Origin of the sequence: Pedobacter terrae, from assembly GCF_900100705.1 — a bacterium.
Classification (GTDB): Bacteria; Bacteroidota; Bacteroidia; order Sphingobacteriales; family Sphingobacteriaceae; genus Pedobacter; species Pedobacter terrae.
Window position 1 is genome coordinate 1 of record NZ_FNCH01000030.1, and the last position, 24,530, is coordinate 24,530.

The window sequence follows — 24,530 nt, forward strand, 5'->3', positions numbered from 1 at the left end:
CTGTTGTGGAGAGTTCACCCTGTTCAATCTCGAAAACAATCTGATGTTTAAGGGATAAGGAATAGTCCTTTTGGGTACGCTTTTGGTAACCCGAACTTATAATAATTGTCATAACGATTTATTTTTGTATCGCTATTTCAGGACTAGACATATTTAACATAAAAAAAGCCCCGACTTTTAATCGGGGCTTTGATTTTTTTTCTTTTGATGTTATAACTCTGGTTTTGGTGGATCTACCGGGCCAACCACTTTACCTTTATTTCTTAATACTGAATTTCCTTTACCATAGAAGAAATAAATCGCTATTCCAAGCGCCATCCAGATGGCTAACCTGATCCAAGCTTCAAGAGGTAAGGATGACATCAGGTAAACACAAACGATTATGCCCATAATTGGTACGAAAGGAACTAAAGGCGTTTTGAAAGGACGTGGCCTGTCAGGATCTGTTTTACGTAATAACATTACACCAATACAAACTAAAGAGAATGCAAACAACGTACCAATAGAAACCATATGGCCTAAATCGGTAACCGGAACGAAACCAGCAAAGATGCTTACAAAAAACATGAAGAAAATATTGGTTTTGAAAGGCGTTCTAAATTTAGAATGGATACTGCTGAAGAATTTTGGTAGCAATCCGTCTTTAGACATGGTATAGAATACCCTTGATTGGCCCATTAACATCACTAATATTACAGAGGTATAGCCCGCTAGAATGGCGATGATTAAGCCCATTTGCAACCAGCTGTATCCGGTTACTTTAAAAGCTGTAGCAGCAGGAGAAGCATCACCTTTGAAAATAGAGTAAGGTACCAAACCTGTCATCACGTGCGCAAACAACACATATAATATTGTACAAACCACTAAAGAACCCAATATACCGATTGGCATGCCTTTTTGTGGATTTTTAGCTTCCTGAGCTGCTGTAGAAACCGCATCAAAACCAATAAATGCGAAAAACACTAACGCTGCACCCGCTGCAATACCAGAAATACCAAACTCTCCTTTAACACCTGTGTTTGCAGGGATATAAGGTGTGTGGTTAGCCGGGTTAATGAATTTCCATCCTAGCGCGATGAAAATGATTACTACAGCTACTTTTACAATTACTAAAATATTGTTAAGGCTTGCAGATTCTTTAGTACCGCGGATTAACATTAATGAAAGTAAAGAAACGATTACTACGGCAGGAAGGTTAATTCCTCCTCCATCTACTTCTGCAAATGATTTAGTTAAGAAGAGCGGCATTTCGAGCCCAAACTCATGCAATAGTTTATTAAAGTATCCAGACCATGAAACACCCACGGTTGCGGCCCCTAAAGCATATTCAAGAACAAGATCCCAGCCGATAACCCATGCCATAAACTCGCCCATGGTAGCATACGAATAGGTATAAGCACTTCCTGCTACCGGTATCATCGATGCAAATTCAGCGTAACATAATCCGGCAAAAGCACAGCCAACTGCGGCTAATACAAATGATAAGGTTACAGCAGGTCCAGCATGATCAGCAGCTGCAATACCAGTTAACGAAAATAAGCCTGCACCAATAATAGCTCCAATGCCCAACGCAACAAGGCTCGTACTGCTCAGTGTCCGTTTCAGCGTGCCTTCACCGCTTTCAGCAGATTCTGCTATAAGCACATCAATAGGCTTTTTTAGATTCATAAGTTGTTTAGTCTTTTATGTTTGTTGATTTTTATGATAATAAGCAGTAAACCTAAATAAAAATTACCAAAAAGAAAAAGGGATTGTGTTAAAATCCCTTTTATTGATGTTTATATCTATGTTTTTACAACTAACGGCTTAATGTATCAGTCGTATTTATTAAAGTGTCTGTTTTTGTGTTGCCCGAAGCATCGGTTTTTTGTTCAATTCGGATTTCTTTCCGAACTTCCTGTCTGTGTTCACCTGCAATTGCCTTAACTGCGATATAAGGAGCAATAACCAGTGATACGATAGACATTAATTTGATCAAAATATTCATCGAAGGGCCAGAAGTATCTTTAAAAGGATCGCCAACAGTATCTCCTGTTACTGAAGCTTTATGCGGTTCTGATTTTTTGTAGTACATTTCGCCATTGATCAGTACACCCTGTTCGAAAGACTTTTTTGCATTATCCCAGGCACCGCCAGCATTACTCTGGAAAATACCCATCAATACGCCCGTTACGGTAACGCCAGCCAATAATCCACCTAAAACCTCCGGCCCAAAAGTAAAGCCTACAATTACAGGAGTGATTAAAGCAATAGCGCCGGGCATCATCATCTCGCGGATAGAGGCTTTGGTAGAAATGGCCACACATTTTTCATATTCCGGTTTGGCTTTGTATTCCATAATGCCTGGTATTTCACGGAATTGTCTGCGCACTTCCTGTACCATATCCATTGCGGCTTTACCAACCGCCTGTATGCATAAAGCGGAGAAAATAAAAGGAATCATGCCGCCAACGAATAATCCCGCCAATACAGGTGCTTTATAGATATCTATCGCAGAGATGCCGGCAATACCCACGAATGCGGCAAATAAAGCTAATGAAGTAAGCGCAGCAGAGGCAATGGCAAAACCTTTTCCTGTGGCTGCGGTGGTATTACCCACAGCATCTAAATTATCGGTGCGTTCACGTACTTCTGGAGGTAACTGGCTCATTTCTGCAATACCACCAGCATTATCCGCAATGGGTCCGAAAGCATCAATAGCCAATTGCATGGCTGTAGTAGCCATCATTCCGGCGGCGGCAATGGCAACCCCATATAGGCCTGCAAAATGGTAAGATGCCATAATTCCTCCAGCTAATACCAGAATAGGGATTACGGTAGATTTCATCCCTACAGATAAACCTGCAATAATATTGGTGGCGTGCCCGGTAGATGATTGTTGAATAATTGAATTTACAGGACCCTTCCCCATTGCTGTGAAATATTCTGTAACAACACTCATAATGGTACCTACTACCAGGCCTACTATAATGGCATAAAATACGTTGATGCTGGAGAATTCATATCCACGTAGTTCAAGCGTTTCGGGCAACATCCATTTTACAATAAAGAAAGAAGCTACAGCAGTGATTACAATGGACGACCAGTTACCCAGATTCAACGCATTCTGTACATTCGATTTTTCATCTTTAATGGTTACAAACCAGGTTCCGATAATCGAAAATATAATACCCAGCCCACAGATGACCATAGGTAAAAGAATGGGAGACATTCCTCCAAAATTATCTTTCACATCAATCTCCTGTCCTAAAACCATGGTTGCTAAAATGGTCGCAACATACGAACCGAATAAATCAGCTCCCATCCCGGCAACATCACCAACATTATCGCCCACGTTATCGGCAATGGTAGCCGGGTTGCGCACATCATCTTCAGGAATACCAGCCTCTACCTTTCCCACTAAATCTGCACCAACATCGGCAGCTTTGGTATAGATACCACCGCCAACACGGGCAAACAGGGCAATAGATTCGGCACCCAATGAAAATCCGGTTAAAACTTCAATTGCGGTTTTCATTTCCACACTATTAACCGAAACAACATTAAAATGCTTGAGAAATACAATAAATAAGCCACCTAAACCTAAAACAGCTAGCCCGGCAACGCCCAGGCCCATTACTGTACCTCCGGTAAATGATACTTTTAAGGCTTGTTTTAAACTCGTTCTGGCCGCCTGTGTGGTTCTTACATTGGCTTTTGTGGCCGATTTCATACCAATGTAGCCTGCTGTAGCAGAGAATACCGCTCCGATAATGAATGAGATAGAGATAATCCAGCTCGAGTGCATCGGAATACCTTTAATTTCGGTAATCGTTCCGGAATAGGCCAGGAGTGCTGCTGTAAAAACAGCAAAAATACTGAGCACCCTCCATTCCGCTTTTAAGAAAGCCATAGCACCATCGGCTATATAGCCTGCAAGTTCCTGCATGTTCTTATCGCCTGCATCTTGCTTGTTTACCCAGGCGCTTTTAATCATCATAACTATAATGCCGACAAGCCCCAGCGCCGGAATACAGTAAATTAAATTGTTTTGTAAAAAGTTCATAGTTAATAATTGGTTTTTATATTTGGTTAGTGGTTATTTAATTGGTTAACTGTATGAATCCGTTAATTGTTTAGCTGTTTCCTCGGCAGCAATTACCTACGCTAAACTTCAAACCTGGCCAATCCATTAGTTCACTGTGTACTCCGTAATCCATCCTTCGGACTTATACTTAGCAAGTTAATAAAATATTCTTTTTGTGATTAAAATTTTCAATGCCTTGGTGAAAAATTTTTATTCAATTAAAATAATACATGCGAAGCGCACCGATTCTCTTTTTTTTAAATAAATTAGCCACAAACTAAACCAGACTAAAAAATGAAAATGGAGAAAGAAGATGGATCTTCTAAAAGAAAATTAAGCCTTTTTGATGCCACCATGTTGGTGATGGGCTCAATGATCGGGAGCGGTATCTTTATTGTAAGTGCCGATATCATGCGTAATTTAGGTTCTGGTTATTGGTTAATTGTAGTATGGATCATAACAGCGGTAATGACTGTTGCAGCAGCAATTTCTTATGGTGAGCTTTCTTCAATGTTTCCTAAAGCGGGCGGGCAATACACTTATCTAAAAGAGATTTTTGGTAAAATGATGGGTTTTCTTTATGGTTGGGGTCTTTTTACCGTTATCCAGACCGGTACGATTGCAGCTGTTGCAGTGGCTTTTGGTAAATTTACGGCCTACCTTATTCCTGCTTTAAATAATGCCGCGCCAATTTTTCAAAGTGGTGGATATAAAATTACCTGGATCCAGATTTTAGCTATCGGCGTTATTCTGCTATTAACTTATATCAATACAAAAGGTGTTGAGGGCGGTAAAATACTGCAGAATATTTTTACAGGTTCTAAAATCGTCGCTTTAATCGGTCTGATTATTCTGGGTTTTCTCTTGGTGAAAAACAGTTTCTGGACAGGAAATATGAGTTTTGGCTGGAATGCTTTTAATAATCTTAAAACAGACCCAAGCGGTAATTTCCTGAAATCGGGATGGGAATCTATCTCAGGAATGACCATAATGGGCGGAATTGCAGCAGCAATGGTGGGTTCTGTATTTTCTAGTGTGGCCTGGGAAAACGTAACCTTCGTTTCCGGAGAAATCGAAAACCCAAAAAAAAATGTAGTGCGTTCGATGGTTTTAGGCACCTCGGCCGTAATGATTCTTTATTTATTGGTTAATTTTGTCTATCTCAACACGCTAGATAGAGATAGTATTGCTTTCGCCCTTAATGATCGGGTTGCGGTTGCCGCTTCGGAGCAGATTTTTGGCAGTGGTGTTGGTACAGTAATTATCGCATTGCTGGTGATGATTTCTACTTTTGGTTGTGTTAACGGAATCGTATTGGCAGGGGCAAGGGTTTTTCAAACCATGGCACAAGACGGCATGTTTTTTAAAGCGGCGCTTAAGAACAATAAAAACGGCGTTCCCGAAAGGTCGCTCTGGATGCAGGGCATTTGGGCAGCCGCTTTATGCTTAAGTGGTCAATATGGTAATCTTTTAGATATGATTTCCTTTGTTATCGTGCTCTTTTATATGATCACTGTTTTTGGTGTAATTTACTTGCGGATAAAAAAACCTGGAATAGAGAGGCCTTACAAAACCTGGTTGTATCCAATCACACCGATTATTTACCTGTTAATCGGCGCAGCATTTTGCATTCTGCTTTTAATTTACAAACAACAATATACCTGGCCTGGACTTATCATTGTTTTGCTCGGCGTACCTGTTTATTTTCTGATCAATAAAAAAGAGCAAGAGGTTTAGTTATGCTCCATTGCTAATCCTATAGCTATCAGATTTATTTTAAAGGTAGATACAGTGTTTTTAATTGCCTGGTATCGATATGGCCAGCATCTTAATTGCAGGGTAGGCCCTGGAATAAGTTGCCTGTAAAACTGTTGCACCCCAAGCCCAAACCGCTAACCGCTCTCAAATCTCGCATCTGATGTCCGAAATCTCAAAACTCACTCCACGTCTCAAACAAAAAGCGTATTTTTGTAAATAATGGGAACACTAGTAGATTCAGGGATAAAGGGTTATAAAAATTACGGAACTTACCTGCGCGAAAAGTACAAAGGACAGCGCGTGTTTAAAGTAATTGTAGATGGTGGTTTTACCTGTCCCAACCGGGATGGAAGCAAGGGGTTTGGCGGCTGTACTTATTGTAATGTAGATTCATTTACGCCAGAGCCTTCGCGTCAAAATCCGAATATTAAAGATCAGCTGGCCGAAGGGATGCTCAGGGCTAGAACCTCTTATAAGGCCGATAAATACATTGTTTATTTTCAGCCCAATACCAATACCTATGCGCCTGTACATTATTTAAAGATGATGTATGATGAAGCCTTATCTATCAATACTGAAGATATTGTGGGTTTTGCAGTGGGTACCCGGCCAGATTGTATCGATGCCGAAAAAGTAGCATTGTTAGAAAGTTATACTGATCGTTTCGATGTAGATTTGGAAATGGGTATGGAATCTATCTATGATGAAACCCTCGATCAGATTAACAGAGGTTGCAGTCATGGCGAATTTGTGGCTGCAGTAGAACTTTTAAAAGACAGTAAACTCGATCTTTGTGTACACACTATTTTTGGTTTCCCCTGGGAAACGAGAGAGCAGATGTATGGTTACATTCACGAAATTAACCGTTTTCCGCAGATCAAGTTTGTAAAGTTTCACCACCTTCATGTGGTAGAAGGGTCGATAATGGGTGCTAAGTATAAAAAAGAACCCTTCAAATTATTTTCGCTCGAAGAATATACTGATTTGCTTTGTGAGTTAATCCCTTTATTGCGTCCGGATATTGTTATCCAACGGCTGTTTGGTATTTCGGATTGGGATTTGTTGATTGCGCCTAACTGGGGGCTTAATAAATCGGCAATTCAGACCTATATGGATAAAGAAATTGAAAAAAGAGGCGTTGTTCAGGGGTCTGCATATTTTGATAGATAAATCGAATTTTTAGATATTTTTATTAAAAATCCGTGAATTTTCATGGGTTTTTTGGTTTTTAATCATTTTTTGAATTGATTATTGACAAATTTTTGGTAAAATAATGTCAAATAGGGTTAATATTTGATTTTATTTTTCTTAAAAACTCGTATTGAAAACACTCGTATTTTTCGTTATTTTTATTTTAAAGGTTGTTTTTTGTTTTGTTTTATAAAAATTTATCATTTTTATTAAAAAAATTCAATTGAATAGTGCATAAAAATACAATATGTCGTATTTTTATGAAATGAATCAAGCATATTTTTAATTATTTAAATATTACAAACAAATTAACCTAAAAACTATGAGTAAATTCTCCTTTAAACAGTATGCGCCCTTTGCGATATTGATGATTGTCGCAATTTTCGCTCTATTTATTCCACTTCTTCCTAATTTTGATGAAGGAAAATATAGTGGGCCAGACATTGCATTTATTTTAATCGCAGCTGCGCTTGTGTTTTTAATGACTCCGGGCCTTGCATTCTTTTATGGTGGAATGGTTCATCGTAAAAATGTATTGTCTACCATGATTAAAAGTGTGGTAGCAGCAGGCGTAATTACCGTGTTATGGACAGTAGTGGGTTTTAGCTTGGCTTTCGGAGATACTATTGGTGGTTTTATCGGAAACCCATCAACGTTTTTGTTTTTTAAAGGTGTAAATTCCGGAGCACCACATCTTCAGGGAGGAGCAGACTTAACTATTCCGCTATCTTTATTTGCTGTGTTTCAATTAATGTTTGCCATCATTACACCAGGTTTAGTAGTTGGTGCTGTGGCAGAGCGTATCCGCTTTACCTCTTATATTTTGTTTATTGTCTTATTCGCCATATTTGTTTATTCACCATTAGCACACTGGACATGGCATCCACAAGGTTTCTTGTTAAAAATGGGTGTATTGGATTTTGCAGGTGGAACAGTGGTACACATTTCTGCAGGTATGGCTGCTCTGGCAGGTGCTTTGGTACTGAAACGTAGAAAATCCCACTTAGAGCACAAAGAAGTTCCGCCAGCTAATATCCCTTACGTATTAATTGGTACTGGGTTATTATGGTTTGGGTGGTTCGGTTTTAATGCCGGTTCTGCATTAAGTGCTGGTAGTTTAGCTGTTTCTGCATTTTTAACAACAAATACCGCTGCAGGCGCTGCAGGTTTGTCGTGGATGTTCTTTGATGTTGCAAGAGGCAAAAAACCATCTGTATTAGGTTTTTGTATTGGAGCAGTAGTTGGTTTGGTAGCCATTACGCCAGGTGCAGGTTTTGTAAGTATTTCATCAAGTGTATTTATTGGTGCCATTGCCGCAGTTATTTCCAATTTAGTGGTGTCATGGAAACAAAAAACCAGTTTAGATGATACATTAGACGTTTTTCCTTGCCATGGTGTTGGTGGTATTGTAGGTATGCTTTTGACTGGTGTTTTTGCAACCAAAACCGTTAACGCTGCCGGTGCAGATGGCTTGTTTTACGGCAACCCAGCTTTTTTTGTAACCCAATTAAAAGGTGCTTTAATTGTAATTGCATTCAGTTTTATTGTATCATTCGTAATTTTCAAATTGGTAAATCTGATTAATCCAATCAGGGTTTCTGAAGAAGAAGAAGAACTTGGTCTTGATGCTTCTCAGCATGACGAGAAATACTCTCAAGGTACCTTACTGGTAGAGGAGCGGGCCATTTACATCGAAAGAAACAGTGCAATAACAGAACCAATTTCTTAAAGACTTTATATATCTAAACTCAAATCAAGCTCAAACATGAAGAAACTTTTAACCGCTATTTTTACAATGGCAAGCACTACGTGTGCCCTCGCTCAAGAGGTTGCATCATCTCCACTTGAAATTTCAGGATCGGTAGATACCTATTTTAAATATGATTTCGCGAAAAATCCTTTAAATGCCAAAACATCTTTTGTAACCGATCACAACTCTGTTTCCCTTGGAATGATTGATATTGCATTGAAGAAAAAAACAGGTAAGGCCTCATTTGTAGGCGAACTTTCTTTTGGTCCAAGAGGACAATCGCAATCTATACCGGATGCCGCGGCTGGTGGTTCATCCTTTAATATCCAAAACTTGTACGTTAACTATGATTTTACTGATGAATTTAGTATGACGGCTGGTTATATGGGTACATTTATCGGATATGAAGTAATCTCACCGGTTGGAAACTTCAACTACTCTACCTCTTATTTATTCACCAATGGTCCATTCCAAAATGCGGGTATTAAAGCAACCTATAAGTTTTCTGATAAAGTGAGTTTAATGGCGGGTGTATTTAATGATTGGAATGTTTATAGTGCAACACGTGGTGTATCTGCAGTGGGCGGGCAGTTAATGGTTGCGCCGGTAGAGGGCTGGACTGCTTACATCAATGCCTTATCAGGTGCTGGTTTTGGCGGATACGGCACTATTGTAGATTTAACTACTTCATATCAAATTACGGAGAAATTTAAATTGGGTTTGAATGCGGCCAATTACGATATTAAGGATAGTTCGGTGCCGGGAAGTTATGCGGGCGCAGCATTGTATCCTCAATATGCAGTGGCTGATGCTGTTACAATAGGTTTAAGGGGCGAATATTTTAAAGTTAAAGAAGCAGGGGCAGTTCCGGAAACAGCTTTCACTGCAGTTACGCTTACTGCGAACATTAAATCTGGCGGTTTAACTTTTATCCCGGAAGTTAGGTTAGATCATAATAGCGACAAACCTTTCTTTAACAAAAGCGGAGCAGCTGCACCAAATGGTGGTCAGTTTTCGCTGGCAGCAGTTTACGCTTTTTAAGAAAATAAAGTTGAAAAATAGGAAGCCGTCCTGGGGTAAAATCAGGATGGCTTTTTTTATCTTTAACATTTAGTTTATCTTTTAGATCCTATTCATGAAATACATTCTTTTTGGCTTTCTTGCCATTTTTTCAGTTAAATTATCTGCACAGCAAAAACAGTTTTCTAAAGATGATAACGGAAAATTTATCTATTATCAGGTGGTAGATTCGCAATTGGTGAGCAAAGATACTTTACTGCAAAGAGCCAGATCTTTTGTTAATGTGGTTTATAAAAAATCAATGAAACCAGAAGGTAGCACTGACTCTTCCGTTTTAGCTAAAGGAACAATGGTAATCGATAAGACTATTTTGGTTGCCAGCCACCCTAGCGGGGAGGTAAGCTATAATTTTGTTTTCGAGGCCCGTCAGGGAAAATATAGGTTTTGGTTAACTGATATGTTGTTTATTCCTTATCAGAGAGATCGCTATGGTAATTTTGTACCTGCCACAACAATTGGTGTACCTTTAGAGCGTACACCTGGTAAACTCGGTGCTGGTGCATGGAAAGACATTTTAAACAGTACCTACAATAAAGTCGAAAAATTCGGTGATGAATTTAAAAAATATTTAGCCACGAATAGGGTAGAGAAAACCAAAAAGAATGCCGAAACCATTTCAACTAAAAAGTGGTAAGTAAAGCTAAAACCTGCCAAATAATTCTTCAACCTTTTGATAACGGAATTTAAAAATTTCGTTTATTTTGTTGTTCACCAACATTGCATTTGCAATAGCACCAATTGGTCCCCAGCCAATGCTATAATGTAAAACATCGCGCATAAATACACCGCCATCTATTTTTTCGAAATGATGTTGATGGTGCCAAAACGCAAAAGGACCAAAGCGCTGTTCATCGATAAAATATGCCTTATCCTGAACATGCGTAATCTCTGTTACCCAATTCAATTTAATTCCAAATAAAGGTGAAACTTTATAGGTGATGATTAAACCCGGATACATTTTGGTGTTGGCCATATTTGGCGAGGTCACATCAAAAGTCATATCTTTTGGGGTTATTTCGGCCAGGTTCATTGGCGAAGAAAAAAAGTCCCATGCAGTATCCAGATCGATAGGCAATGTTTGGGTGAATTCTAATCTGTACGTTTTCAATTTGTTATTTTAAAGCACAACAACAAAGATGCGGTTTTGTTGGGGATATTTTAGGTTTAACCGCAAAGTTCGCAGCGTGAAGGCAGAGATCCCAGCGTTGGATGTGCTAATCTATTTTACATTTTCCTCTTTTTTAGCACGAAGGCCACAAAGATAAAGAGTAAGTTTTATTCGTCATCAAAAGGTGCGAAGCAATCTTATTACTATGGGATACCAATAAACATTAAAGTATAGCGAAAGCATTAGGGATTTCTCTGTGTGAAATAAAAAAGAACTGCCCTAAAAACGATCTGTCAACGCATCGATTATCAGCCTAATTCACAGATTTCTCGACTGCGCTGCGCTTCGCTCGAAATGACGATTATTCGAAAGGATGGCTTAGGCTCGTGACTTCCGACCCCAGACTTCCGGATTAAACCATCATCCTCTTCCATCCCCACATCTTCCGCCCTAATGCACCATTTTATCAGCACAGGTAGAGCTGGCAAATGCTTCGGGTTTGGCTTTGAAAATAAAGCCCATGCTTAAAATATAACCCATAGCATCATTGAGCGCTTTATTGGATTTAAATGATGGATTAGTATTGATATCGGCATGTACTTCCAATGCTACATCGTAAATATCGAGTAAATCGCAAATGGAATAGGCAGTTTCAATAGATTTCTGCACTTCCATCAACATTCTTTCTTTGATGCTTACCTGCTGCGTACTTTTTTCCTGGTGGATGTACATAAAACCGCCATGATGTTCTCTTAAAAGTACAATTACCGTTGCAAAATCAGTTATTGCACCTTTTACCTGCGAATCGGTACCGATGCAGACCTTAAGTTTAAAGCCTTTTTCGCTTTCTCTGATAATTGCATTTTCTATTTCTTCAAGGATTGAAGACTGAATAATTTCGCCACTAAATTTTTTCCACGTCATACACTGTGTTTTTTGAGGTTAACGAATGGTAATCAGGTTTTTATAAAAATAAGCGCTAAAAATTAAATAAATGTTAAGTCATGATTGTTTATTTGCTAACAAAGTTAGTTATCAACAAGTTAGTCAAAATAATTTAGATGAAATCGAATTAGGTGAAACAAATCATTATTCGGTCCGTTAATATTTATACATTCATTAAAATTTGTTAATTATGAGAGCAGAATTAATTCAAGAGCTCCAGTTATTACAAAATAGCAGAGCGAATAAAATTGTAGATGAACTAACTGACAGAATCTTATCTTCAGTTGATGCCGTTAACGAAAAGGTATTATCTTCTATGTCTAAACGTGGTAAGATGTTAATGTTGCTGGATAAAAGGCTCAATTTTTCTACGCTCCGTAAACTGCGGAGAAAATTTTTCAAGGCCTAACAAAGGGTGTCGTTTTTGCCCTGAAGAGAAATGATTACCTTTATGGCGGAATGATAGAAAATGCCTTAAAAAAATTAAACATTTCTGCACTGAACGAAATGCAGGAGTCTTCTGTAAAAGCAGCCAAGACCGGTAAAGATGTCATATTAATAGCGCCAACGGGTTCAGGGAAAACGTTGGCCTTTTTGTTGCCATTACTATCCAATTTAAAGAGCGGGGTGAATGGCGTGCAAGCTTTGGTTTTAGTCCCATCAAGAGAACTTGCCTTGCAAATTGAGCAGGTTTTTAAGCAAATGGGCACTTCATTCAAAGTAAATTGCTGTTACGGTGGGCATGCGGTAAGGATAGAAAAAAATAACCTTGCACATCCACCAGCCATCCTGATCGGAACACCCGGTAGAATTGCTTATCATTTAGAGCATCAAAACTTTGATGAATCTTTTATCGAAACCTTAGTTTTAGATGAATTTGATAAAGCACTCGAGTTTGGTTTTGAAAGTGATATGTCGTACATTATTGGCAAATTGCTATCACTAAAACAGCGCATACTTACTTCTGCTACTAAAATGGAAGAAATTCCGGCTTTTGTAAAGTTAGATGCCCCCATTGAAGTTGATTTTTCAAAAAATATCGAAGTAAAACCAGATTTAAAACTCAAAAAAATAACAGCACCTGCAGCTGATAAGTTAGATTACCTGTTCAGGTTACTCAGTAAAATAGGCAATAAAAATACATTGGTTTTCTGCAACCATAGAGAAACGGTAGATCGGATTAGTGATTTGCTTTTCGAAAATGGTTTAGGTCACGATGTTTTTCATGGTGGAATGGAGCAGTTCGATCGCGAAAAGGCGTTACTAAAATTTAGAAATGGGAGCCATCGGATTTTAATTACAACAGATCTGGCTGCCAGGGGACTTGATATACCCGAAGTGGAGCATATTGTACATTATCAATTGCCCTATACCGAAGACGCCTATGTTCACCGGAATGGCCGCACTGCACGTATGCATGCAAAAGGAACAGCATATGCCATTTTAACCACAGAAGAAAACTACAAATATCTGCCCGATGATATTGAGGAAGAAGTTTTAGAAGACCGGTATGCCTTACCCGAGGCGAGCGATTGGGTAACCTTATACCTGGCGCATGGTAAGAAAGATAAAATTAATAAAATTGACATTGTTGGTTTGTTTTTACAAAAAGGGGATTTAACGAAGGATGATTTAGGATTGATAGAAGTTAAAGATTCAACCAGCTATATAGCAGTAAAAAGAAACAAGATAACCCAATTGTTAAAAAAACTAAATGGTGAGAAAATTAAAGGAAAGAAACTTAAATTAGAAGTGGCCAGTTAGAAGATGAGTCCGGAGTCTGAATAGCTAAATCAAAAATTTTCAGCATTTTACAACATTAAAACATTCCACCATTATAATCCTTACAATTAGCAAATGAGTAATAACGATATATTAAAGAAACTTAGAGTAGCCCTATCCCTTAAAACAGAAGATATTATAACCATTTGCGACCTTGTCGGATTTAAGGTAACCAAGGCAGAGCTTGGCGATATTTTTAGAAATGAAGACCATGAGAATTTTAAACTTTGCGGCGATCAGATTCTGCGTAATTTTTTAAATGGTCTTGTCATTTACAAAAGGGGTCCGAGGGATGAGAAAAAGCAATAATTTATGCTTTTTATTATTTTTTATACTGATCATATTTTCCTTTAACGCTCTCGCACAGTCTTCGTCTAAAATAAGTGGTCATGTAATCGATTCTTTGAAGAAACCTATTGAAGGTGCAAGCATCCGATTGATCAACGGCCACGATACCCTCCGAACTAACGCTGATGCGAAGGGAAACTTTGCATTCTTAAAAGTAACCCGAAATAAGTTTTATATTACCATTACTGCATTGGGCTACAAGCCTTTTACTACTATTTACGAAATTGAATCTTCGAAAAAAAATATTGTTTTAGATCCTGTTGTGCTCCAGATCGAAACCATCCGCCTGGAGGACGTGCAGGTTAAAGTAAAAGTAGATCCCATTAAAATCAAAAAAGATACCATCGAATATAATGCAGGCGCTTATACGGTGAGGGAAAACGATAAAGTGGAAGACCTGCTAAGGCAACTGCAAGGGATTGAGATTGATGAAAAAGGTGCTGTTACTGCTATGGGGAAAAAAATGACCAAGCTGCGGGTAAATGGTGAAGATTTTTTCACTAACAATGTAGAGGATTATATTAGACAGTTGCCTGCAGATATTATTGCCAAAATACAGGTTATTGAAGATTATGGTGACGAAGCCAATTTTACAGGTATCAAAACGGGTACACCACAAAAAATGTTAAACCTGGTCATGAAGCCGGGGAAGGATAAAGGCATTTTTGGCGGAGTAAACGTGAATACTGCTACCAATAACGCACATAGTTTAGCAGGTAAGGGAAACATTTGGAAGAAAACAAAACAGATTGGTTTTGGAGGTCGTTATGGGATAACCAATAATGAGTTTACCAAATCGAATAATGGCGCCTTAAGTGGTAATATTAGAGATAAGATTTCAAAAGAATTTACGGTTAATGGTAGTTATGATTTCAGTGAGGGAACCAATAAATCTATCCAGAGCAACTACCTTGAAACATTTAATCCGCAAGGCACCATCTACGATTTACGGGAAAGTATCAATAATTCCAATTCGTTAACCAATAACATCAACCTTGGCTTAAACGGTTCCACAAAGAAAAATTATTTTAATGTTATGCTTGCGGGCGCACTGGCCGATACCCGTAATGATGCTTTTTCTACTTCAAATAAAACCGGAATCATCAGGCAAGACCTGAGTTCTAATTTAGGCTCGAGGAATAGCAATCCCAATCTTAATGGAAGCATCAACTGGTCGCGACGGTTATCCAATAATAAACGTTCATTATCTATGGGCTTCAGCTTTGGTAACAGTGGCGGAAATACCAATAGCAGCATTAACGATATGATCCGTTACTATAACGAGACTACCAATATATTGCTTAAAGATTCAATTTTGAATCGATTGGTAGATAACAATACCTTAAGTTCTAATTTTGGTGGCAATATTCAGTTTTCGAACTCCCTAAAAAAATCGAAAGATAGTACCGGATATAATTTTATCAATGTATCATATCGCTTTATGGTAAGCCGAAGCCGCAATCTGCAAACTACTAAGGTTAACAGTCCGCTTGGGAACAGTTTTGTAGTTGATTCACTCGGGCAGGATTATGTTTCGAATTTTATCAACCAGAACATCAGTATCGGTTATAATGCCAACAAAAACCAGCTTAGTTATAATTTTGGGGTTAATTTTTCTCCAAGCATCATTATTGGTCAATACCGCAATACCGGGCAGAAACTTAAAAACTATCAGTTAAATTTTTCGCCATCGGCTAATTTAAGCTATCAGATGAAGGAAAATGAAAGTTTTAGCTTTGACTATAGTGGCGCTACCAATTCGCCCGATTTTAATAAATTACAGCCCATTAGGAACAACAATGATGTGCAAAACCTCATTATCGGTAATCCAGATCTTAAAACAACAGCGAGCCATACGGCTGATTTTAGCTATAATAAATTTGGGATCAAATCGGGTTTGAGTATTATGGCAGGCTTATCAGGTACCTTTGCGATCAACAGTGTGGTCAGCAATACGGTATTTCTCAGGGACACACTAAATAGTTTAAAACAGCAAACCACATTCGAAAATGTGAACGGTATTTATAATATTGGTGCAAATTACTCCGCAAATAAAAGAATGCTGGACAATAAGTTTTCCCTATCCATAAACGGAAATATTGCTTATAGCCACAATGTTTTTTATACCGATAATGTACTAAACCGAAGTAGAGGAATTAACGTTTCTAATGGTTTTAAATTTAACCTCAACCAGAAAAAATACGCTTTTAATACCAGTGCATCGTATAGTTTCAGTTCCAATACTTATTCGGTAATGAACCAGAATATCAAAAATGTGCAGGTGGTGGCCCTGAGCGGAAGTGCAAGTTGGATTCCTAATAAACACTTCAGGGTAAATGCTTCAGCCTCTAAAAGCTTAAATTTCGGATATAGCTTATATGCCGGGAATCCTTTGTTGGTAAATGTGGGAATGAATACATCTTTTCTGAAAGGAAACAGGTTGCTTTTCTCTGTCCAGGCGAACGATTTGTTTAATCAGGGTGCATTATTTAGCACCAGTATTACCAATAATTCCATCTCAGAGAACAGAACGAGGTTTATCAGTCGTTTTATACAAGCAACATTAAGTTATAACCTCAGCCAGTTTGGTGGTAAAAACAGCAAGTTAAATAGTAACATTAATGTTGATGAATAAATATTTATACCCAGATTATTTAGTTTAGTGTTTAGTTATTTACTTTATGAATAAAATCCTGCTTTTTATTTTATTGCTTTCTGGCGGTGCTGTATTCGCACAAGATCAGAAAGCAGACTCATTAAATACCAAGCCTGAAAAAGAAAATTTCAGCGACGATTGGGCTGCGCTAACGAAGTATCAGAAGGAAAATGAACTTCTGCCACCGCCAGCCAAAAAAGAAAAAAGGGTAGTGTTTTTGGGGAGTTCTATTTTCGAATTCTGGAAACAGAAAGATCCTGAATATTTTAGCCGGAATAATTATGTGGATAGGGGAATAAGCGGACAGATTTCGCCACAGCTGCTTATCCGTTTTCGACAGGATGTGATTAACCTAAAGCCAAAAATAGTGATTATTTTGGCGGGTAGTAATGACATTGCAGGCAATACGGGCCATGTTAGCCTAGATAAGATTATGGATAACATTAAATCTATGGCAGAACTGGCGAGGTTACACCGTATTAAAGTTATCATTTGTAAATATCTGCCAGTTTACGAATATCCATGGAATAAGCGCATTAAAGCAGCAGATAGCATTGTTAATTTAAATGAAAAGATTGAGACTTACGCCAAAGCGCAGAATTATACCATTTTGGATTATTGGACGCCTTTGGTAGATGAAAAAAAGGGGCAGCGTGCCGAACTGACTGTTGATGGTGTTCATCCTAACCTGGCTGGGTATAAAATAATGGAAGAGGTGACGGATGCTGCAGTCAAAAAAGCCTTGAAAAATAGGCACTAAACCGGTAAATCCCCTTCGGCTCCGCTCTGGGTGACAACCGTATGGGGTTTTTCATTACTTCTGTAAATCTATGACCGGAAAGTTCATTGGCCATTAGTGCATCTGTTAGCATAATGCAGAAAATTAGACACTGTAAATCAAAACCACCTTTCCTCTGCTGTCAATTCTGAACACAGTGAATAATCTTTAATAAATTGAGAACTAATAAAAATAAGATCCCTCATTCCCATTCATAATCATAAATAATTTGTTTATTAATTTTCAGTAATATTTGAAAGTTTAATAAATTTAATTTACTTTTACATCGTGAGAGAGAAATAGTGTATAAACATTTTAAAGAATGCCTCCGAGAGGCGTATTTTTTTAATTTGTATTTTCAATTTTTCCTGAAAGTTAAATAATTAAGCTGATGGTTATGGATTACAATATATTCGGTTATGGCATTTTTATTACGGTTATTGCATTCGTCATTGTGGTGGTTGGCAAAATCTGTTATCGAAACGGGAATATCTTTGTCGCCGAACTCATCCCTGATCATTTAGACCTTTGCCAGCAGATCAATAAATCGTTACTGGTTTCTTATTACCTGGTAAACATTGGCTACGCTGCCATGACATTGGTAGGGTGGGAGACGATTATTTCCCTGCAACAATTAATAGAGGTAATGGCTGTAAAAGTAGCCACTATTGTGTGTATCCTCTCCACGCTTCATTATTTAAATATTTATCTGCTTACCAATACTATACATAAATTAATTAAATAACAATCTAAACTTTTCAGTTATGGAAACGACAAAAATTTTAATCGGCTATGCAGTTTATTTACCAGTTGCACTTTTTTTGACTTTTTATGTTTCAAAAACGCTGTTCAAAAACAGCAAAGTATATATGATGGATATTTTTAAGGGAAGGGAAGAGATTGCCAATGCAACCAACAAACTTTTTGAAACGGGTTTTTACCTGTTGAATATTGGTTTCGCGCTGCTCATTATGAAAATTACCATCAGCGCTAATGATTACCGTAATTTAATTGAGGCCTTAAGTTCTAAAATTGGCGGTTTTGCCATTTACCTCGGTATTATGCTGTTTATCAACCTGTATTTTTTCTTTAGGGGAAAACGCAAAGCAAAAGAAAACCAAAGGCCAAATCCTTTTCAACCTGCATAAAAAGAAAAATTGTCATTCTGAGCTTGTCGAAGACCTCTTTTAATGTATAAAAGGCGTTCGACAGGCTCAATGTGACAAATTAGAGGTGAAATTACAAATACAATGCAGCCTCTTTTTTTTAATCTAATTTTTTATATCTAATGCGTTTTGGGGTGACATCACCCAATCGTTTTTTGCGGTTTTCTTCATAATCTGAATAGTTTCCTTCAAAGAAATAAACTTCGGAGTTACCTTCGAAAGCCAGGATGTGTGTACAGATTCTATCCAGAAACCACCTGTCGTGACTAATCACTACGGCACAACCGCCAAAATTTTCTAGCGCCTCTTCCAGTGCACGTAAAGTATTTACGTCGATATCGTTGGTTGGCTCATCCAGTAGCAATACATTGGCTCCTTTTTTCAAGGTAATGGCTAAGTGTACACGGTTACGTTCACCACCTGATAGAATGCCAACTTTTTTCTGCTGATCGCCACCATTAAAGTTGAACTTAGAAACGTAAGCACGGCCGTTAACCGCTTTAGTTCCTAGTTGTATATTGTCTAATCCATCAGTAATGTTTTCGTATACCGTTTTATCGGCATCTAAATCATTGTGCATCTGATCTACATAACCCAGCTCAACGGTTTCACCTACACGGAAGGTACCAGCATCTGCTTCTTCCTGTCCGGTAATTAAACGGAATAAAGTAGTTTTACCTGCTCCGTTGGGGCCGATGATGCCGACAATGCCTGCAGGAGGAAGAGAAAAATTTAAATTATCGAACAATACTTTGTCGCCATATGCTTTGGTAACGTTCGTGGCTTCGATGACTACATTACCCAAACGCGGACCTGCAGGGATAAAGAGTTCTAACTTATCTTCTCTTTCTCTGCCATCTTCAGAAGCTAATTTATCATAATTAGCTAAACGGGCTTTAGATTTCGCATGACGTGCTTTGGGCGCCATACGTACCCATTCCAACTCGCGTTCTAATGTTTTCTGGCGTTTGCTTTCTGTTTTTTCTTCCTGCGATAAACGTTTTGCTTTCTGGTCTAACCAGCTGCTATAATTTCCTTTCCATGGAATACCTTCACCACGGTCTAATTCTAAAATCCATCCGGCAACATTATCAAGGAAATACCTGTCGTGGGTAACCGCGATAACCGTTCCTTCGTAATTTTGTAAAAACTGTTCTAACCAGTCGATACTTTCTGCATCCAAGTGGTTGGTAGGCTCATCCAATAATAATACATCAGGATGTTGAAGCAATAAGCGGCACATGGCCACACGGCGGCGCTCACCACCCGATAGTACACCTATTTTAGTTTCGGGATCAGGACAACGCAAGGCATCCATCGCTCTTTCTAATTTAGAATCAATTTCCCAGGCACCTAAAGAATCAATTTTATCCTGAAGTTCACCCTGTCTGGCCATTAACTTATCCATTTTGTCCGGATCAGAATAGTTTTCTTCCAAACCAAAGGCCTCATTCACTTCCTCGTATTCTTTTAAAATGGCCGTAACTTCGGCAACTCCTTCTTCAACCACCTCGCGAACGGTTTTTTCCGGATCTAAGATTGGTTCCTGTGCTAAATACCCTACTGAATAACCAGGCGAGAAAACGACTTCACCCTGATAAGATTTATCCAGGCCGGCAATAATTTTTAAAAGAGATGATTTACCTGAACCGTTTAAACCGATAACTCCGATTTTGGCTCCATAAAAGAAAGAAAGGTAAATATTTTTTAAAACCTGTTTTTGTGGCGGGTAAATTTTATTTACCCCTGCCATTGAAAATATTATTTTCTCGTCAGACATGTTAATTTCTTATGTTAAATATTTAAATGCACTTTGCTTTGAAATGGGATTTTTTATTGCTAAACACTGCTTTTTTAAATTACCCAGGTCTCCAATTGGCAGTGCTAAGGCCGGCTACAAAGATAGAAACAAGAAGCCCATTACAAAATGGTTTATGAAGTATATCATCACTTTTGATGCTAGGGTGTCGCTACACTTTGCACCATATTTTAAGTTAAGAATTATTGCCTTTTAAATGTAAACAGATAGCTGACTAAAACTGTTCCTAACGGCTATTGTCTGGCTAACTTTCTTTATTCATTTCTATCAGGATCTTGATCAGCATCCAGCTGGATTTCAATGCCTTTAAAGCCGCAAATATTTAAATTTCAACAAGGTATAATTCAACTAATTTCCGAATTTCATAGGTTATTATTCGTTCTTGATAATCTTTCATGAAGATAAAGATTATCGTCATGCTGACGTTTAAGAAGGGGAAAAACCATCAAATTAAGTTGTTTGGCAGGCTTTCTTATCAATTTGGCCCCTAATAATTACCATAATGCCCCTCACTCGTATAGTGATTTTAGTGGTTAATTTGTTACAACCAAATATACTATTGAACATATGAAGAAAGCCAGACGCTCAAGAACATTCGACTAAACATCTGCTTATAGCTATCTCTATAAAGGATGATTATTACCTAATTTATCATCAGGCTTTTTCAGTAACTAGAAAGGGCTTTCAGCTGAGTTTTGCAAAGTAAGAATATCTGCCATCATAAGGTTTTTACCATATGATGATTGGTACGCTCATGAATAAACTAATAAACAAACAATTTCAAACTAAAATCAAACAATGAGAAAAATCTACAAAAAGAAGGCTCAGATGATGGGCTGTTTATTTTTCCGTGGAAGTGTATTCCGATTGCTCGTGGGCATAATGACGCTCATGGCCCTGGGTTTTACTGCTTCTGCACAAAATGAAGTGACCGTTAAAGGGGTAGTGAAGGATACCGTAGGCGGTTTACCTGGGGTAAACGTGAAAGTTGCCGGATCAAGCCGTGGTATATCCACAGATGATCAGGGGCGATATACCATTAAGGTTGCAAGATCGGGTAAATTGCTTTTTAGCTTAGTAGGCTACAAAGCAGTAACCAAAAATGTTGCTGACTATGAGCGCGGAAGTGATGGTACATATATTATTAACGTGGTACTAAAATCAGACGCAAACACACTGAATGATGTTGCTGTGGTTGGTTTCGGAACTCAGAAAAAAACCAGTGTAATCAGTTCCATTACTTCTATAAATCCTAAAGAATTGAAAGGACCAACAAGTAACCTAACCACCATGATGGCGGGTAGGGTTGCAGGTATGATCGCCTACCAACGAAGCGGGGAGCCAGGGGCAGATAATGCTTCTTTCTTTATTCGTGGATTAGGGAGTTTCGGTTCAGGAAAGCAGGATCCATTAATTTTGATTGATGGAGTAGAATCCACTCAAAACGATATGGCCCGTTTACAACCTGATGATATCGCGTCATTCAACGTTTTAAAAGATGCAACAGCTTCGGCGGTTTATGGGGCCAGAGGTGCAAACGGTGTTCTTTTGATTATCACTAAATCTGGACAGGCCGGTGAAACCAAATATTTTTTCCGTGCTGAAACTTCAGTATCCGGTAATACCAAGAATTTCAAATTTGCAGATAATATTACCTATATGAAGCAGGCGAATGAAGCTGCTTTAACCAGAAACAGGCTTGGGATATTACCATACCTGCAATCTAAAATCGACGCTACGGCAGCTGGTGAAAATCCGCTTATTTATCCTAATAATAACTGGATTAAAGAGTTGATTAAGGACTATACCATCAACCAACGTTATAACCTAAATGTACAGGGTGGTGGCAGTAAGGCCAGCTATTATATTTCAGGAACTTATAACATAGATAATGGTGTATTGAAGGTGGATAATCTGAATAATTTTAATAATAATATTAAACTAAAAAATTATTCAGTTCGATCAACGGTTAATATCAATTTAACCAATACAACTGAAGCTATTATTAGGGTTTATGGTCAGTTCGATGATTATACCGGACCAGTTGGCGGTTATGATAGTAACGGAAATAAGATAAATGGTGGCCAAAAAATATTTAATCAAGCGCTTTGGTCAAATCCGGTTATGTTTCCGGCCGTTTATCCGGCAAGTTATCAGCCGTTTGCCAAACACCCTTTATTTGGTAATGCCATTTCTCCAAGTGGATCATTATATGTAAATCCCTATGCTGAAATGGTAAAAGGATATCAAGATAATAACTCCTCTACGCTACAAACCCAGATTGAATTGAAACAAGATCTTAAAGGCGTATTGCCGGGTTTAAGTGCACGTTTAATGTCGTATGTAATCAGGTATTCCTATTTCGATATTGCACGGAGTTATAATCCATTTTATTATTCTTCAGTGCCAGATCCGAATGGAGGCATTATGTTAAATTTACTGAACAGTGGAGCACCGCCAACATACGGACTTACAGGATCTGAGTATCTTAATTATGCTGAGGGAAGTAAAAATTTAAACTCTACTTTTTACACAGAGGTAGCTGTAAATTATAATCATACTTTTAAAGAAAAACATGCAGTTAGTGGGATGTTAATTACCACCATGCGTAATTTTCTTGCAGCCAATGTCGGTGATTTACAATCATCATTACCATCAAGGAACCAGGGTGTATCGGGTAGGGCCACTTATGGTTATGATAACCGTTATTTAGCTGAATTCAACTTTGGTTATAATGGATCTGAGCGTTTTGCAGCTAACAACCGATTTGGATTTTTTCCATCTTTTGGCTTAGGTTATTTGATCTCGAACGAAAGATTTTTTAAACCATTAAGCAAAGTTCTTACCAATGTTAAATTAAGAGCTACTTATGGTATTACGGGTAATGACGGAATTGGAGATTCTCGAGATCGTTTCTTCTATCTTTCACGGGTTAATATGACCGATCCTAATTTTGGATCTTCATTTGGAGAAGATAATCTGTTTTACAGAAGTGGAATTTCAATATCCCGTTACGCAAATCCGCTAATTACCTGGGAAAAATCAAAACAACTCAATCTTGGCCTGGATTTAACCCTATTTAATGACTTAAGCCTTAATTTCGACATATACAAGCAAAACAGATCAAATATTTTAGCCGATAGGGTATATGTTCCAAGTACAATGGGGCTTCAGGCAGCGATAAAAGCAAATACAAACGAGCTGGAAAGTAGGGGGGTAGATTTTGCTGCTAATTATAATAAATCCTTTGGCAATAGCATGTTTTTGCAATTAAGAGGAAACTTTACCTATGCAACCAACAAAGTACTAATTAATGACGAGCCATATTATAATGCAAATGAAGCTTACAGAACCCGTGTAGGATTACCAAGTACGCAGGCTTTTGGATTTATAGCAGAGCGTTTGTTCGTTGATGATAATGAGGCCAGGAACTCCCCGGTTCAATTTGGTCGTAAACCAGGTGATGCCTATGGCGGAGGTGATATTAAATACAGAGATGTAAATGGGGATGGTATTATATCAGAAGCAGATGCAGTACCGATTGGGTTGCCTCAGGCGCCAGAAATTATATATGGTTTTGGAGGAACCTTTGGGTTTAAAGGCTTTGATATATCTGCTTTTTTCCAGGGCTCTGCACGATCTTCTTTCTTTATCAATCCTCAAAACATGTCTCCTTTCGTATTTAATGGGGGCTCACAAAATGGATTACTCGATATAATTGCCAATAGCCACTGGAGTGAAGAAAACCGCGATATATACGCATTTTGGCCACGTTTAAGTGAACGTTTTATTGATAATAATAATGAACAAAATTTTGATGGTCGTAAATATCAATCAACCTGGTGGATGCGTAATGGTGCCTTTTTAAGGCTAAAAAGTGTGGAGCTTGGATATAACCTGCCTAACAAATTACAAAACAGGTTAGGCTTAAGGGCCACCAGATTTTACGTTAATGCAAGCAATTTAGCTGCATTCAGCTCATTTAAATTATGGGATGTTGAAATGGGTGGTAATGGTTTGGGTTATCCTGTTCAAACGGTATATAATTTAGGTGTGAGTGTAAGTTTTTAAAGTCGCTAAAGA

18 protein-coding genes are annotated in these 24,530 nt (G+C 38.2%); 13 read left to right on the forward strand and 5 right to left on the reverse strand.

The features are described 5' to 3' along the window. Nucleotides 1-210: 210 nt before the first annotated feature. A complete protein-coding gene (locus tag BLR60_RS22970) occupies nt 211-1,668 on the reverse strand; it encodes an amino acid permease (protein ID WP_090504356.1) in 1,458 nt (485 codons plus the stop codon). 130 nt (nt 1,669-1,798) lie between these two features. Further along, complete coding sequence (locus BLR60_RS22975; protein WP_090504359.1) at nt 1,799-4,045, reverse strand: sodium-translocating pyrophosphatase; 2,247 nt, start codon at nt 4,043-4,045, stop codon at nt 1,799-1,801. 315 nt (nt 4,046-4,360) lie between these two features. Here BLR60_RS22975 and BLR60_RS22980 point away from each other — a divergent pair, with 315 nt between their 5' ends. The 5 genes from BLR60_RS22980 (at nt 4,361) to BLR60_RS23000 (ending at nt 10,479) form a co-directional block, all read left to right on the forward strand. Beyond that, nucleotides 4,361-5,803: an APC family permease gene (locus BLR60_RS22980; protein ID WP_208600708.1), complete on the forward strand. Its 1,443-nt coding sequence runs from the start codon at nt 4,361-4,363 to the stop codon at nt 5,801-5,803. A gap of 240 nt (nt 5,804-6,043) precedes the next feature. After that, nucleotides 6,044-6,994 (forward strand): tRNA modification radical SAM protein MnmL/YtqA, encoded by a 951-nt coding sequence (locus BLR60_RS22985; protein ID WP_090504362.1) that lies wholly within the window; start codon nt 6,044-6,046, stop codon nt 6,992-6,994. Between the two features lie 343 nt (nt 6,995-7,337). Beyond that, nucleotides 7,338-8,744: an ammonium transporter gene (locus tag BLR60_RS22990; RefSeq protein ID WP_090504365.1), complete on the forward strand. Its 1,407-nt coding sequence runs from the start codon at nt 7,338-7,340 to the stop codon at nt 8,742-8,744. Nucleotides 8,745-8,780: 36 nt separating this feature from the next. Continuing rightward, a complete protein-coding gene (locus BLR60_RS22995) occupies nt 8,781-9,806 on the forward strand; it encodes a porin (protein ID WP_090504368.1) in 1,026 nt (341 codons plus the stop codon). Nucleotides 9,807-9,900: 94 nt separating this feature from the next. Continuing rightward, nucleotides 9,901-10,479, forward strand: coding sequence for a DUF4468 domain-containing protein (locus BLR60_RS23000; protein WP_090504371.1), 579 nt, complete (start codon nt 9,901-9,903; stop codon nt 10,477-10,479). 6 nt (nt 10,480-10,485) lie between these two features. Here BLR60_RS23000 and BLR60_RS23005 read toward each other — a convergent pair whose 3' ends face one another. Beyond that, nucleotides 10,486-10,953: an SRPBCC family protein gene (locus BLR60_RS23005; protein ID WP_244155732.1), complete on the reverse strand. Its 468-nt coding sequence runs from the start codon at nt 10,951-10,953 to the stop codon at nt 10,486-10,488. Between the two features lie 450 nt (nt 10,954-11,403). Next, a complete protein-coding gene (locus tag BLR60_RS23010) occupies nt 11,404-11,877 on the reverse strand; it encodes a ribonuclease H-like YkuK family protein (RefSeq protein WP_090504373.1) in 474 nt (157 codons plus the stop codon). Nucleotides 11,878-12,088: 211 nt separating this feature from the next. Here BLR60_RS23010 and BLR60_RS23015 point away from each other — a divergent pair, with 211 nt between their 5' ends. The 7 genes from BLR60_RS23015 (at nt 12,089) to BLR60_RS23045 (ending at nt 18,610) form a co-directional block, all read left to right on the forward strand. Next, nucleotides 12,089-12,307 carry a hypothetical protein gene (locus BLR60_RS23015; protein WP_090504376.1) on the forward strand — a complete coding sequence of 73 codons (219 nt, stop codon included), beginning with the start codon at nt 12,089-12,091 and terminating at the stop codon, nt 12,305-12,307. Nucleotides 12,308-12,357: 50 nt separating this feature from the next. Further along, on the forward strand, nt 12,358-13,662 hold the full coding sequence (locus tag BLR60_RS23020; protein WP_090504379.1) for a DEAD/DEAH box helicase: 1,305 nt from the start codon (nt 12,358-12,360) through the stop codon (nt 13,660-13,662). A 93-nt stretch (nt 13,663-13,755) separates the two neighbouring features. Next, a complete protein-coding gene (locus BLR60_RS23025; RefSeq protein WP_090504382.1) occupies nt 13,756-13,989 on the forward strand; it encodes a DUF1456 family protein in 234 nt (77 codons plus the stop codon). Further along, complete coding sequence (locus tag BLR60_RS23030) at nt 13,973-16,663, forward strand: TonB-dependent receptor (RefSeq protein ID WP_262502349.1); 2,691 nt, start codon at nt 13,973-13,975, stop codon at nt 16,661-16,663. Before BLR60_RS23025 ends, BLR60_RS23030 begins: the two co-directional genes overlap by 17 nt. A gap of 46 nt (nt 16,664-16,709) precedes the next feature. Continuing rightward, nucleotides 16,710-17,444 (forward strand): GDSL-type esterase/lipase family protein, encoded by a 735-nt coding sequence (locus BLR60_RS23035; protein WP_090504388.1) that lies wholly within the window; start codon nt 16,710-16,712, stop codon nt 17,442-17,444. 415 nt (nt 17,445-17,859) lie between these two features. Continuing rightward, the gene (locus BLR60_RS23040; RefSeq protein WP_090504480.1) at nt 17,860-18,207 is read left to right on the forward strand and encodes a hypothetical protein; all 348 of its coding nucleotides are present in this window, start codon (nt 17,860-17,862) and stop codon (nt 18,205-18,207) included. A 19-nt stretch (nt 18,208-18,226) separates the two neighbouring features. Next, the gene (locus BLR60_RS23045; RefSeq protein ID WP_090504391.1) at nt 18,227-18,610 is read left to right on the forward strand and encodes a hypothetical protein; all 384 of its coding nucleotides are present in this window, start codon (nt 18,227-18,229) and stop codon (nt 18,608-18,610) included. 118 nt (nt 18,611-18,728) lie between these two features. Here BLR60_RS23045 and ettA read toward each other — a convergent pair whose 3' ends face one another. Next, nucleotides 18,729-20,408, reverse strand: coding sequence for an energy-dependent translational throttle protein EttA (gene ettA / locus BLR60_RS23050; protein WP_090504394.1), 1,680 nt, complete (start codon nt 20,406-20,408; stop codon nt 18,729-18,731). A gap of 837 nt (nt 20,409-21,245) precedes the next feature. Here ettA and BLR60_RS23060 point away from each other — a divergent pair. Next, nucleotides 21,246-24,518 (forward strand): SusC/RagA family TonB-linked outer membrane protein, encoded by a 3,273-nt coding sequence (locus tag BLR60_RS23060; RefSeq protein WP_208600709.1) that lies wholly within the window; start codon nt 21,246-21,248, stop codon nt 24,516-24,518. Nucleotides 24,519-24,530 lie beyond the last annotated feature (12 nt).